Below are 12,400 nucleotides of genomic sequence, written 5' to 3' on the forward strand. Positions count from 1 at the left end.
AGTAAGTGCCCGACAACCGCTTTGCGGCCAGGGCGCTTACCCTTGATTCCACCAGGTTTTTGTATGGTCAACCGCGTCGTCTGTGTCACTTTGCTGGTCTTGCTGACCGCCATTCATGCCCAGCTCTGGCTGGGCAATGGCAGCATGGCCTATGTGCACGAACTGCAGCAGCAGATCAACGATCAGTACGCGGCCAACGCCCTCGAAAAATCGGAAAACGACAGATTGCAGTCCGAGGTCAACGACCTCAAGGACGGCCTGTCCACCGTGGAAGAAAAGGCCCGCTACGAGTTGGGCATGGTCAAACCCAATGAAATCTATATTCAGGTTTCCAGGCGCTGACCCGGCGCCCGCTCCGTCCCGAAGCCAGCCCCGCGCTGGCTTTGCTGTTCCTGCGCCCACGGTGGTGCTGCTGGGCGCTCCGCACGCCCTGGCGCGCAGCATGGCGCATGGCTTGCTGCAGGCCCGTCTGGATGCGGGCCTGGGCGCCCCTTGGCAATGCATGGCCCCTGCGGCTGGTGATGAATGGCCGGCCGATGCCCTGGTCTACGTGCTGGGACAGGATTGGCGCGATGCCGACCCGGAGCCCGCCATCGCGCAGCAGATCAGCCGGTGGCGTGAACTGCTGCACGCACGTGCACAAAGCTATGTAATGCTCTACGGCAGGCCATCTGCCCAATGGCAGCAGCTGGCCGCATCTCTCAAGTTCACGGCCCCAACCGCAGACTGGGACTGGATCTCAAGCCAGAACCCGTGGAATTCCAGCCAGAAAATACGCCGCAAGGCCTGTGAGCAATGCGGCGATCCCGAGTGCGAACTGGCGCTGTTCGAAGCCCTGAAAAATGCCTCCTGAGGCGCATCCGGTGTCCTGACATCCTTGCAGAGACTGGCGGGTCTTGCGCCATGCCCGCATGCTCTTCCAACTCAAAGGCCTGCTGCAGCAGGCCCTAGGCTGCGAGCCTTACTGCACCGCGCTGGAGCTGGGAGGCTGCTTTTGCACGTCGGTGAACAGACGTGCCGCATCGATGGCATCGAACTGGTATTGCTGGCCGCAGAAGTCGCAACCCACTTCGATCTTGCCACGCTCGGCCACGATGGAATCCACCTCTTCCTCGCCCAGCGAAGTCAGCATGGCAGCCACCCGGTCACGGCTGCAGGTGCAGGCGAAACGCGGCGCCTGCTCGTCGGCCTGAGGAGCGAAGCGCAGCAGCTTCTCCTCCCAGAACAGGCGCCGCAAAATGGTTTCCACATCCAGCGTCAACAGCTCCTGCTGCGTCAGGCTGGAGGCCAGCGTGGCAATGCGGTTGTATTCCTCGTTCAGGCCCTGGGCATCGTGCTCGGCATCACCGCTTTCGGTGGCAGCGGCCAGATTCGCCTCGCCCTTCACAGGCATGCGCTGCAGCATCAGGCCGGCAGCGATCTGGTCATTGGCGGCCAGCACCATCACGGTGTCGAGCTGCTCAGACTGCATCATGTAGAACTGCAGCGCATCCGACAGGCGCTCGAAGCGGCCACCGGCGGCATCGTTGAGCGGCACCACGCCTTGATAGGGGTTCTGACCGGGCTGACGATCCTTGGGGTCCAGCGTGACGGCACAGCGGCCCGCGCCATGGGCATTGACCAGCTCTGCCAGCGGAGCCAGCTGGCCGCGCAGGGGCAGATTGGCCTCGCCCACCAGCGATGCCGTGGCGCGCATGCTCAGATCCGACTGCACTTCGGCCACGGCCAGTTTGACCGGACCGTCACCCATGACCTGAAACACCAGCGCGCCATTGAACTTGATGTTGGACTGCATGAGCACGCCGGCTGCCGTCATCTCGCCAAGCAAGGTGCTGACGGCCTCGGGGTAGGCACCGGTGTCCTTGTTGCCGGCACGGCGCCGCAGGATCTCCTGCCAGGAGTCAGTCAGGCGGACGATGGCACCACGCACGGGCAGGCCGTCAAAAATGAATTTATGCAGTTCAGACACGCTAATCGATTCCGGTAAAAAGCCGGGCCCTCAGCCCAGCTTGCGCAAGCCGCGCTTGAAGCGGCGAGCATTTTCAACATAGTTTCTGGCGCTCTGGCCCAGACCTTCGATCTGCTGCGGCGAGAGCTCGCGCACGACCTTGGCAGGACTGCCGAGAATCATGGAGCCGTCGGGGAACTCCTTGCCCTCGGTCACCAGCGAGCCAGCGCCCACCAGGCAGTTCCTGCCGATCCTGGCGCCGTTGAGCACCACTGCACCGATCCCGATGAGCGAGCCATCGCCAATCGTGCAGCCATGCAGCATTACTTGGTGGCCAACCGTCACATTGCAACCCACCGTCAGCGGTTTGCCGAAATCGGCATGCAGCACGCTGGCATCCTGGATGTTGGAGCCCGCACCGATGCTGATGTTTTCGGTATCCCCGCGAATGACGGTTCCGAACCAGACGCTGGCGTCCCGGTCCAGCTTGACGCGGCCCATGACCTCGGCGCTGTCGGCCACCCAGGCGGTCTCGTCGATCTGCGGCGCAACGCCGTCGAGTTCGTAAATTGCCATGTGCTTGTCTCCCAGTGGGTTGCTTCTTTATAGAACCTAGAATTGTAGGGATGGAGTTACGTCATCGCGCGCTAGAGGTCTTGTGTCTTGCAGACCCAGAGCAGAAAGCCGCTGCAGCTATTGAGCTGCATACGCAAAAAGCTCTCTATTCAATAGCAGAAACAGCCCCGGTACCGGTTGTTGCCGAATCCGAGCTGCCCGGCCGTCCGGCCCGGCCCGAGCTCAGGCACCACACGGCCGTGGCGCGCCGCTCGCCGGCTACCCTCGAAGGCCGGGCCGTGCTCATTCACGCCATAGCGCACATCGAGTTCAATGCCATCAACCTCGCACTGGATGCCGTCTGGCGCTTCGACGGCATGCCCGAGCAGTACTACCACGACTGGCTGCAGGTGGCCGCCGAGGAAGCCAAGCATTTCCGCCTGCTGCGCGACCACCTGCGCCAGCACCACGGACAGGACTATGGCGACCACCCGGCCCACCAGGGCCTGTGGACCATGTGCGAGAAAACCGCGGGCGACATCGTGGCCCGCATGGCCCTGGTTCCCAGAACCCTGGAAGCGCGCGGCCTGGACGCCACGCCGCAAATCCAGAACAAGCTACGCAACACCCATGCGCCCGATGCGCTGGCGGCCTGCGACATCCTTGACATCATCCTGCGCGAGGAAGTCGGCCATGTGGCCATAGGCAATCACTGGTATCGCTGGCTCTGCGACAAGAACGATCTGGAGCCCGAATCCTGGTATCTGGAGCTGACGGCCCGCTATGAAGCGCCACGCCTGCGACCGCCCTTCAACGAGAAGGCGCGCCGCGCCGCAGGCTTCACCGCGACCGAAATCGCCTGGCTGCAACAGATCTAGGCTTTTTTCTTGACTCGAATCAAAAATCGACAGCGGGTTCGGGGCCGCTTGCCGAAGTTGTTTGCGCAAACTGCCTGAACGGATGAAGCTGACACTATGATCGGCTCATTCTTACAATAACCGGCACCGCCAACCATTTCTCACACAGATGTCATGCAGCAATGAGTGAACAAACCATAGAGGACCAGGCATTCGCCTCGCCGCGCAACCTGTCCAAAGGCATGATTGCACGTCAGCCCATCGTCAACGGGCTGCAGCAAATCATTGGCTACGAGCTGTTCAACCGCTCGCGCTCGCCCTATGGTCACACCATGGCCTCAGACGCGACGCTGATCTTTGCGGCCCTCACACATGCGGGCGAGGAAGATCTGGTCGGCACCAAGCTCATGTTCGTGAACTGCACCCACGAAGGTCTGACCGGCGAGCACCTGGAGTTGCTGCCGGCCGACAAGGTGGTGCTGGAGATCCCTCCTCTGGGCCATGCCGCCGTACATGAGGTCGCGGCCCGCCTGCCCACGCTGCTGGCACTCAAGGACCAGGGCTTTCACCTGGCCTTCAACCACACGGTGCTGGAGTCGGTGTATGCGGCCTGGCTGCCGCTGGCCGACTACATCAAGCTAGATCTTTCCACGCTGGCGCCGGACCAGCTCACGGTGCTGGTCAAGTTTGCCAACCGCCACACCCGCGCCGAACTGATTGCCGAAAAGGTTGAAAGCGCCCACCAGCATGAGCTGGGCCAGCGCCTGGGCATCGAGCTTTTCCAGGGTTTCTGGTTTGCCCGCCCGACCGTGATGCAGACCCGCCTGCTGACTCCCACGCAGCAAAGCATCATCCAGTTGCTGACCCTGGTGCGCGAGCAGGCCAGCACCGATGCGATCGAGGAAGTTCTCAAGAAGGACGCAGCCCTGGCCTTCAATCTGCTGCGCCTCATCAACTCGGCCAGCTTTGGGGCCCATCGCCAGATCACCTCATTCAAGCAGGCCGTGATGATGCTCGGCCTGAACAAGCTGTTCCGCTGGGCCGCCATGCTGCTGACAGCAGCCCGCGATGGTGGCCCGCCACCGGCCGTGGGCCAGACCGCCGTGATTCGCGGCCGCCTGATGGAGCTGCTGGCCAAGCACTCGCTGACCGAAACCGACGCCGATCTGGCCTTCATCTGCGGCATGTTCTCCATGCTGGACCGCATGCTGGGCATGCCCTTGCCTGCGGCACTGGCACTGATTCCGGTATCCGAATCGGTGTCCGCCGCCCTGCTGCATCACGAAGGCATTCTGGGGGAGCTGCTGATGCTCACCAAGGCCTGCGAGAGTCATGACCAGGAGCAGTTCGACCGCAGCGCCTGCAGCCTGGAGCTGGAGCACCGGGACATCAATCACGCACATCTGCAGGCGCTGAGCTGGACGGAGTGTCTGTCCGAGTGACGGCGCTCCCCCACCCCACACCCAAGCGATAACCGACATGGATACCTCTGACACAAACGCCTCTTCACCGGCTGCCAGCCCCGCTACAGACAGGGACGAGGCCAATATGGCCAGCATTGCGCGCCAGGCCATCGTCGATGAAAAACGGGATGTGTATGGCTACGAGCTGTTTGACCGCTCGGTGGCACATAACGCGCACACCGCGGCATCCGATGCGGCGCTGCTGTTCAACGCCCTGTCCTATGCTGGCGCCGAGGCCCTGGTGGGCAAGAAGACGGTTTTCATCAACTGCACCCATGACAGTCTGAGCGGTGGCCACCTGGAGCTGATTCACCCCGACCGCGTGGTGCTGGAAGTGCCGGCCCTGCCCGCCGAGGCCACGCAAGAAAACATCGAAGCCTGCCTGTCCACGTTCGCGGCCCTGCGCCAGCGCGGCTTTCGCCTGGCTTTCGATCAGAACCTGCTGCGCCGCAACTATGCGTCCTGGCTGCCCATGGCCTCCTTCGTAAAGCTGGACATGCAGAGTTTCGCGATCGAGCATGCCGAAAAGCTGGTGAAGTTCGCCCAGACCTATACGCGTGCGCAGATCGTGGCCGAGAAGGTCGAGACGGCCGAGCAGTTCGAGCATATGCTGGGCCTGGGCGTGAAGCTGTTCCAGGGCTACTGGTTCGCCCAGCCCCAGCTCGTGCAGGCGCGCACCATCCGCCCCACGCAGACCACCATCATCCAGCTCATCAACCTGGTGCGCCAGCAGGCCAGCACGGAAGAGATCGAAGAGCTGCTCAAGAAGGATCCCACGCTGTCGTTCAACCTGCTGCGCTTCATCAACAGCTCGGGCTTCGGCCTGTCCTGCGAGATCACCTCCTTCCGCCATGCGGTGATGATTCTGGGGCTCAAGAAGCTGTTCCGCTGGGCGGCCCTGCTGCTGACCACCTCACGCGCCGGCGGCACGCCACCAGCCGTAGGCCAGACTGCCGTGGTGCGTGGCCGGCTCATGGAGCTGCTGACCGCCGAGTTGCTGCCACCCGAAGAATGCGACCACGCTTTCGTCGTGGGCGTTTTCTCGCTGCTCGATGTGATGCTGAGCCAGCCCATGGCCAAGGCCCTTGAATCCGTTGCGCTGCCCCAGTCCGTGGTCGATGCACTGGTGCACAACCAGGGCGTTTTTGCGCCCTTCCTTGATCTGACTCGCGCCTGCGAGTCGGGCGACGAAGCGGCTTTTGCCCGCGCTGCCAATGCACTGCAGCTGTCCAACCATCAGGTCAACTGGGCCCATCTGCAGGCGCTGAGCTGGGCCGACAACCTGGCCAGCGAAGTGATCTGAGCCAGTCCGCCTGGCGACACTTCGGTGCGCTTGCTGCGTACAAGGACAAAGGGCTTGCGGCCGATGTGACCGCAAGCCCTTTGTCATTGCAGAGTGTCCCGATCAGTTGGTCTGGATGCCTGCAGCCTTGATGATCTGGGCATTGGACCTGGACTCGGCCTCGATCTGCTTGGCAAAGTCCGCAGCCTTGCCGCCGGTAGGCACATTGTCAGTGGCTTCCAGACGCTGACGAATTTCGGGCAGCGCCAGCGCCTTGTTCACCTCGGCATTCAGTCGAGCCAGCACGGCAGCGGGCACACCCGCAGGGGCGAAGATGCCGAACACCGATGTGGTGTTGGCGTTCTTGTAGCCCAACTCGGCCAGCGTGGGCACCTGGGGCAACGAGTCCAGACGCGCCGGAGCGCCAACGGCCAGAGCCTTGAACTTGCCGGCCTTGATATGCTGCATCACGGCCGGGCCGGCATTCGTGGACAACACCTCGAACTGTGCGCTCAGGCCGTCATTGAGCTGCTGGCCGCCGCCCTTGTAAGGAACATGGGTGATCTGCACCTTGCCCTGATCGGCAATCTGCTCGAGCATGATGTGGCCCAGCGAGGCCAGACCGGCCGTGGCCCAGCGCACATCGCCGGGATGAGCCTTGGCCTGGGTCATCAGCTCGGGAAAGCTCTTGGCAGTCAGGCGGGTCGTACCCAGCAACAGCACGGGCGAGTACATCACGCTGACCACCGGAACGATATCCTTGTGCGGATCGAACAGCGGCTTGCCCAGATGGGGGCTCAGCGTCAGCGGGCTGATGGACGAAAAGCCCAGCGTATAGCCATCGGGGTTGGACTTGGCGACTTGATCCAGGCCAATCGCGCCACCCGCACCGGCCTTGTTGTCGATCACCACCGACTGCCCTAGCGACTGCGACAGCTTTTCACCCAGGGCACGGGCCACCACATCGCTCACACCCCCGGCAGGGTAGGACACCACCAGACGAATGGGACGGCTGGGCCAGCCAGCCGCGTCGGCTTTGTCGGCCGCCTGGACATTCAGGGACAAGGTGGTAGGCAGCACGGCTGCCAGGGCACAGGTCAGCATGCTGCGACGCAGAAAGTTAGTCATCACTCGAAATCCAAAAATCAAGACCTGCATTTTTGACCAAAGTGAATTCCCAGGTTGATTTGAACGACGATTCGTCAATTTATTGGACAGAAAACATCGAAATAAAACTTCAAACATTCAAATAGACCAGCACTGCAGCTGGCCGGCATCATGGTCGGCATGCCGCAATGACGGGCGCAGGCCTTGCCGCTAGACTGCAGCCATCACCACAGAGAAAGCACCCATGGCAGAACAAAACCCACTATCACGTCGCTCCCTGCTGCTGCAAGGCGGTGCTGCGGGCGCTGCACTGGGCGCCATGGCCCTGCCCGCATCGGCCACGACCACGCGCAAAGCCTCGCGCCCCTGCGTGCTCGATGGTCTGCAACCCGCGGTGCTCACCATTAGCGGCCCAGGCGTGCAAGCCAATCGTGGCAAGCCGCAGGCCGTGGCGGACCGCATGCTGATCATGCATGGCTATCTGTTCGATGCAGCCTGGTCCTGCGGCATGGATGCGCTCAACAGCCTGGAGCAGCAGACGCTCAGGACCACGCTTGAATACGACGAAGCCGAGCACAGCCTGCAAGGCCCGCTGCTGGAGCAGGTGCTGCAGGCCGCCGGCGTGGATGTGGGCCAGGCCATGGCTCAAGGCCTGCAGCTGACCTTGCAGGGCATAGACGGATATCGCAGCCAGATACCGCTGGCCCAGGCCGTGCGCTGGCGCATGCTGATCGCCACCCAGCTGGATGGCGTGCCGTTGGCCATGGGCGGCGTGGGCCCGCTCTGGGCCATTTTTGCAGCGCACCAGATTCCGGAGCTCGGCCAGTTGCCCGTCAAGCAACGCTTTCCTGCCGCCGTCTGGGGGCTGTACCACCTGCAGCTGGGCAGCGCGGCTGCCTAGGGCTGCTCAGCCTCGCGGGTGATGCTCGGCGTGCAAGGCCTTGAGCCGCTCTCGCGCCACATGGGTGTAGATGGTGGTGGTGGAGATATCGGCATGTCCCAGCAGCATCTGCACCACGCGAAGGTCGGCGCCATGGTTGAGCAAATGCGTGGCAAATGCATGGCGCAGCGTATGCGGCGACAGCGGCGAGTTCACTCCGGCAATCTGCGCGCATTTCTTGACGATGACCCAGAACATCACGCGGCTCATGCCCGCGCCGCGCTGGGTCACAAACACTTCCTCGGTCTGCTGGCCACCCAGAATCACCGCTCGCGCCTGCTGCAGATAGCGCTCCAGCCAGTGCTGCGCCTCCTGACCGAACGGCACCAGCCGCTCTTTGCGCCCCTTGCCCGTCACGCGCAAAACGCCCGAGCGCAAGTCCAGCTCATGCATGCGCACACCCACCAGCTCGCTGACGCGCAGTCCGCTGGCATACATCAGCTCCAACATGGCTCGATCACGCAAACCCAGCGCAGTCTCCACATCGGGCGCATCAAGCAGGGCCTCGACCTGCTCCTGGGTCAGGGTCTTGGGCGCGCGTGGCGGCTGCTTGGCAGCCAGCATGCGCACCGTGGGATCGGCAGCGATGCGCTTCTCGCGCAGCCCCCAGTGGAAGTAGCGGCGCAGGACCGTCAGCCGCCGGTTCGAGGAAGTGGCCTTGGTGTCCTCCACACGGGCCGCGAAATAGCTCTGCAAATCCGCTTCCAGCGCTGCATCCAGCGCCTTGGGCGGCTGCAACTGCGCCAGCCAGCGCACCACCGCCGTCAGATCACGCCGGTAGGCAGACAAGGTATTGCGCGAGAGTCCGTCCTCCAGCAGCAGGGCATCGATGAACTGATCGAGAGCATCCAGACTCTGCGGCAAGGGCTGCGGCCAGTCCTCGGGAATCTGGGACTCGCGTGCTTTTTTTGGGGCTTCTGACATGGGGCTAGCGTACACGCTGGCGAGGGGTGTGCCGAGCTGAAATCAGCTCGGCACACCATGAAGATCATGGGTCAGATGTCGGCCATGGCAAGCGCTGAGCCTGCTTCAGCTGATGCCTGCTGATGGGCCATCGAAAGCCTCGGCCAGAAACTGTGCAACCGCTCTCACCCTTGCCGTGCGCTGGAGATCGGGATGCATGACCTGCCAGACTTCGTAGTCGTTCGGGCGTCGGCGTTGTGGCCAGATTCGCACCAGGCCTTCTCGCTCCCCCATCCATAACGGCATTTCTCCAATCCCTATGCCTGCAGCAACCGCCTTGCGCACGAGGAGACTGGAGCGAACCGACATGGCAATCTTGGCCTGACGTGCCGGTATCCCGGCCATGCTCAGAAACGGACTCTGCTCCAGATAAGGCCCGTATGCGACCAGATGGTGACCGCGCAACTCGTCTTCAGGGGCGGGCTCGCCAAAGCGAGCCAGATAGCTCGTGCTTGCGAACAGCCCCACAGGCCACGAAGCCACACGGCGAACCACCAGCTCCGGGGTATCAGGCCTGACGTTGCGAAAAGCAATATCCGCCTGCCGGCGACCGAGGCTGAGCAACTGGGTGGAGACTTCCAGATCCACGCGGATATTGGGCCAGTGTTGCTGCAAACGCTCGACAGCGGGCAGCAACAGGTCGATGGCGATGGAATCGGTGCTTGTCACGCGCACCAGCCCGCCGGGATTTTCATCCTGACCCTCGATCTTGGTGCGCAAGTCCAGAGCTGCACTCTCCATACGCTTTGCCGCAGCCAGTGCCACCTCGCCAGCGGCCGTGAGCAGGTATCCATCCTTGGCACGCAGAAACAGCTTGGCTCCTAGCTCGGACTCCAGCGCATTCAGGCGTCGCCCTACTGTTGCCTGATCAATGCCCAGGCTGCGCGCTGCAGCGCGCAACGAGTGCGTGCGGCTCAAGGCGAGAAAGATGCGGGTATCGTCCCAGTTCATGGCTCATCAGTTGATGCAAATCTGCATCAATGTAGAGCGAAATCGCTGCATTGCAAACAAAGCTTTGCGTCGTAATCTTCAGCGCTCAAAGATATTTCGAGAACGACGCGTATGCCCACCTTTTTGACAGACTCCATCCCCGCAGCAAATCCCGCCACCATGCAGGCGATTGTTTTTGACGACTTTGGCGGGCCCGAGGTGCTGGTGGCCCGCGAACTGCCGGCTCCTGAGCTTCGTCCCCACGACTTGCTCGTACGCAACGCATCCATCGGCGTCAACCGTGCCGACCTTTATCACCGCAAGGGAGCCTACGGCCGGGCTTCCTTTGGTGACGCAGACACCATGGGCCTGGAGATCGCAGGAACCGTGATCGAGACCGGCCCGTTGGTGCAGGGCTTCTCCGTGGGCGACCGTGTCATGGGTATCGTGGGCGGCGGCGCTTATGCCGAGATTTCGCGCATAGACCACCGCATGGCCATGCATGTCCCTGAGAATCTGGACCTGGTGGATGCCGGGGCGATACCCGAGGTGTTCGTGACCGCGCATGAGGCTCTGTTTCATCTGGCTGGCTTGTGCGTCGGCGAGTCGGTGCTGATCCATGCGGCAGCGGGTGGTGTCGGATCAGCTGCCGTTCAGCTTGCACATGCTGCGGGCGCCCGGGTTTTTGCGACGGCCAGCGGCGACAAGCGCGAAGCGGTCCTGGGTTTCGGAGCAGATTTCTTCATCGACTATCGCAGCGAGGACTTCCAGACCGTGGTGGCCCAGGCCACGGACGGTAAAGGCGTGGACATCGTGATCGATTTCGTCGGTGCCCCCTACCTGGAGCCCAATGTGCGATCGCTGGCCGTCGGCGGGCGCATGGTGATGGTGGGCCTGCTGGGCGGCTCCCAGGGCGCTGCATTGCCCATGGACCTGGTGCTGTACCGCCATCTGCGGATCTTCGGAACCGTGATGAAGTCACGCCCACCTGAAGTCAAGCAGGCAATGGTCCAGCGCTTTGCCCAGCGATGGCTTGGGGCATTGGAGAGTGGAGCGCTACGGCCCGTGATCGACAGCTCCTTCGCTTTGGCAGACGCTGCCCAGGCGCACAGGCATATGGAGTCCGGGGTCAGCATCGGCAAGATACTGCTGCTACCCGGGGACGGCAAATAATAAAAAAACAAAGCCCGAATGGCCTCGACGGCAATTCGGGCTCGCGGCGTCCGCTGCAGCATCAGCAGCGGATCAGCTGCTTAGTCCAGTGTCAGCTTCTGCTTGGCCACGACCTGCTTGTAGGTTTCGTACTCTTCCTTCAGTTCCTTGGCGAATTCCTGAGGCGAGTTGCCTACCACCAGCGAACCGGTGTCTTCAATGCGCTTCCTGACTGCGGGGTCCTGCAGCACCTTCTTCACGGCGGCGTTGATCTTTTCGACCATGGCCTTGTCCATGCCCTTGGGACCCAGGATCCCGTAGGAAGCCATGCGATTGACCTGGGGCAGACCCACTTCCTTGAAGGTGGGCACATCAGGCAACACAGCCAGACGCTGGGGAGCAGCCACGGCGATGGCCTTGAGGCGGTTGTCCTTGATGAAAGGCAGTGCCGAAGGCAGGTTGTCCAGAATCATGGGAATCTGGCCTGCAACCGCGTCGTTCAGGGCCGGGCCCGCGCCGCGGTAGGGCACGTGGGTCATCTGGATGCCGGTCAGCGATTTGTACAACTCCATCAGCATGTGCTGGATGCCGCCCGTGCCGGACGAGCCATAGGAGTACTTGCCGGGATTGGCCTTGAGTTCAGCTTCGAAAGCCTTGTAGCTGGCCGCACCGGGGAACTTGGGATTCACGGCGATCACATTGGGCGTGGCCGCAATGTTGATGATGGGCGTGAAGTCCGTCAGCGGGTTGTAGGGAGTCTTGGGGTTGATGGCCGGATTGGTGGCCATGGTCGACAGGGTGGAAATGCCCAGGTTGTAGCCGTCGGGCTTTTGACGCGCGGTTTCCTGTGCACCGATGACGCCACCGCCACCGCCCTTGTTGTCCACCACCACGGACTGGCCCAGTTCCCTGCTCAGAGGTTCGGCAATCACACGCGCAATGATGTCGGTCGTGCCGCCTGCGGCGAAGGGCACCAGCAGCTTGATGGGCTTGGTGGGGTAATTGGCCTCGGCCATCACGCCGGTGGAAAAACCTACAGTTGCCAGAGCCATTGTCAGGCCCATGCACATACGACGATTCATGAAGGGGTCTCCCTATGAGTTCTGAAATTAACGGTTGATAGTACGTGCCGCAAAAAACCCGACATATTCTTGTTAGCCCTGATTTATCAGTAATTACCCTAGATTCACGCCGTTTCCTTGA

Annotated in this window: 13 protein-coding genes; 7 read left to right on the forward strand and 6 right to left on the reverse strand. The window is 62.2% G+C overall.

The window, feature by feature from the left end; genetic code table 11:
• Positions 1-63: 63 nt before the first annotated feature.
• Together F3J24_RS10020 and F3J24_RS10025 are read left to right on the forward strand one after the other, a co-directional pair.
• Positions 64-342 (forward strand): septum formation initiator family protein, encoded by a 279-nt coding sequence (locus F3J24_RS10020; protein WP_034378810.1) that lies wholly within the window; start codon positions 64-66, stop codon positions 340-342.
• Positions 311-853, forward strand: a complete 543-nt coding sequence (locus tag F3J24_RS10025) for a hypothetical protein (RefSeq protein WP_205244706.1) — start codon at positions 311-313, stop codon at positions 851-853. Before F3J24_RS10020 ends, F3J24_RS10025 begins: the two co-directional genes overlap by 32 nt.
• Before the next feature lie 108 nt (positions 854-961).
• On the opposite strand, the gene F3J24_RS10030 is transcribed toward F3J24_RS10025, so the two are convergent.
• Positions 962-1,969: an Hsp33 family molecular chaperone HslO gene (locus F3J24_RS10030; protein WP_167005475.1), complete on the reverse strand. Its 1,008-nt coding sequence runs from the start codon at positions 1,967-1,969 to the stop codon at positions 962-964.
• A 30-nt stretch (positions 1,970-1,999) separates the two neighbouring features.
• Positions 2,000-2,524: a gamma carbonic anhydrase family protein gene (locus tag F3J24_RS10035; protein WP_167005478.1), complete on the reverse strand. Its 525-nt coding sequence runs from the start codon at positions 2,522-2,524 to the stop codon at positions 2,000-2,002.
• A 50-nt stretch (positions 2,525-2,574) separates the two neighbouring features.
• Between F3J24_RS10035 and F3J24_RS10040 the strand changes: the two genes are divergently transcribed.
• From F3J24_RS10040 to F3J24_RS10050, 3 genes are all read left to right on the forward strand, one after another.
• Positions 2,575-3,381, forward strand: a complete 807-nt coding sequence (locus F3J24_RS10040) for a ferritin-like domain-containing protein (RefSeq protein WP_167005481.1) — start codon at positions 2,575-2,577, stop codon at positions 3,379-3,381.
• A 161-nt stretch (positions 3,382-3,542) separates the two neighbouring features.
• Positions 3,543-4,802, forward strand: coding sequence for an EAL and HDOD domain-containing protein (locus F3J24_RS10045; protein ID WP_043006328.1), 1,260 nt, complete (start codon positions 3,543-3,545; stop codon positions 4,800-4,802).
• Between the two features lie 37 nt (positions 4,803-4,839).
• Entirely contained in the window at positions 4,840-6,126 is a 1,287-nt protein-coding gene (locus F3J24_RS10050; protein ID WP_167005484.1) for an EAL and HDOD domain-containing protein, read from the forward strand.
• A 102-nt stretch (positions 6,127-6,228) separates the two neighbouring features.
• On the opposite strand, the gene F3J24_RS10055 is transcribed toward F3J24_RS10050, so the two are convergent.
• Positions 6,229-7,233: a tripartite tricarboxylate transporter substrate binding protein gene (locus F3J24_RS10055; RefSeq protein ID WP_167005487.1), complete on the reverse strand. Its 1,005-nt coding sequence runs from the start codon at positions 7,231-7,233 to the stop codon at positions 6,229-6,231.
• 223 nt (positions 7,234-7,456) lie between these two features.
• On the opposite strand from F3J24_RS10055, the gene F3J24_RS10060 reads away from it, so the two are divergent.
• Entirely contained in the window at positions 7,457-8,113 is a 657-nt protein-coding gene (locus F3J24_RS10060; RefSeq protein WP_167005491.1) for a molybdopterin-dependent oxidoreductase, read from the forward strand.
• 6 nt (positions 8,114-8,119) lie between these two features.
• Here the strand turns inward: F3J24_RS10060 and xerD are convergent, their stop codons facing one another.
• A complete protein-coding gene (xerD, locus tag F3J24_RS10065) occupies positions 8,120-9,076 on the reverse strand; it encodes a site-specific tyrosine recombinase XerD (protein WP_167005494.1) in 957 nt (318 codons plus the stop codon).
• Positions 9,077-9,181: 105 nt separating this feature from the next.
• Positions 9,182-10,066, reverse strand: a complete 885-nt coding sequence (locus F3J24_RS10070) for a LysR family transcriptional regulator (RefSeq protein ID WP_167005497.1) — start codon at positions 10,064-10,066, stop codon at positions 9,182-9,184.
• A 111-nt stretch (positions 10,067-10,177) separates the two neighbouring features.
• On the opposite strand from F3J24_RS10070, the gene F3J24_RS10075 reads away from it, so the two are divergent.
• The gene (locus F3J24_RS10075) at positions 10,178-11,218 is read left to right on the forward strand and encodes an NAD(P)H-quinone oxidoreductase (RefSeq protein WP_167005500.1); all 1,041 of its coding nucleotides are present in this window, start codon (positions 10,178-10,180) and stop codon (positions 11,216-11,218) included.
• An 80-nt stretch (positions 11,219-11,298) separates the two neighbouring features.
• Here the strand turns inward: F3J24_RS10075 and F3J24_RS10080 are convergent, their stop codons facing one another.
• A complete protein-coding gene (locus F3J24_RS10080; protein WP_167005503.1) occupies positions 11,299-12,279 on the reverse strand; it encodes a tripartite tricarboxylate transporter substrate binding protein BugE in 981 nt (326 codons plus the stop codon).
• Positions 12,280-12,400: the final 121 nt, after the last annotated feature.

Source organism: Comamonas sp. Tr-654, assembly GCF_011752915.1.
Taxonomy (GTDB): Bacteria; Pseudomonadota; Gammaproteobacteria; order Burkholderiales; family Burkholderiaceae_C; genus Comamonas.

Coding starts and splice junctions, on each gene's coding strand:
- F3J24_RS10020 (WP_034378810.1), top strand. CDS start 64: ATGGTCAACCGCGTCGTCTGTGTCACTTTGCTGGTCTTGCTGACCGCC.
- xerD (WP_167005494.1), bottom strand. CDS start 9,076: ATGTCAGAAGCCCCAAAAAAAGCACGCGAGTCCCAGATTCCCGAGGAC.
- F3J24_RS10025 (WP_205244706.1), top strand. CDS start 311: ATGAAATCTATATTCAGGTTTCCAGGCGCTGACCCGGCGCCCGCTCCG.
- F3J24_RS10060 (WP_167005491.1), top strand. CDS start 7,457: ATGGCAGAACAAAACCCACTATCACGTCGCTCCCTGCTGCTGCAAGGC.
- F3J24_RS10035 (WP_167005478.1), bottom strand. CDS start 2,524: ATGGCAATTTACGAACTCGACGGCGTTGCGCCGCAGATCGACGAGACC.
- F3J24_RS10045 (WP_043006328.1), top strand. CDS start 3,543: ATGAGTGAACAAACCATAGAGGACCAGGCATTCGCCTCGCCGCGCAAC.
- F3J24_RS10050 (WP_167005484.1), top strand. CDS start 4,840: ATGGATACCTCTGACACAAACGCCTCTTCACCGGCTGCCAGCCCCGCT.
- F3J24_RS10070 (WP_167005497.1), bottom strand. CDS start 10,066: ATGAACTGGGACGATACCCGCATCTTTCTCGCCTTGAGCCGCACGCAC.
- F3J24_RS10075 (WP_167005500.1), top strand. CDS start 10,178: ATGCCCACCTTTTTGACAGACTCCATCCCCGCAGCAAATCCCGCCACC.
- F3J24_RS10040 (WP_167005481.1), top strand. CDS start 2,575: ATGGAGTTACGTCATCGCGCGCTAGAGGTCTTGTGTCTTGCAGACCCA.
- F3J24_RS10080 (WP_167005503.1), bottom strand. CDS start 12,279: ATGAATCGTCGTATGTGCATGGGCCTGACAATGGCTCTGGCAACTGTA.
- F3J24_RS10055 (WP_167005487.1), bottom strand. CDS start 7,233: ATGACTAACTTTCTGCGTCGCAGCATGCTGACCTGTGCCCTGGCAGCC.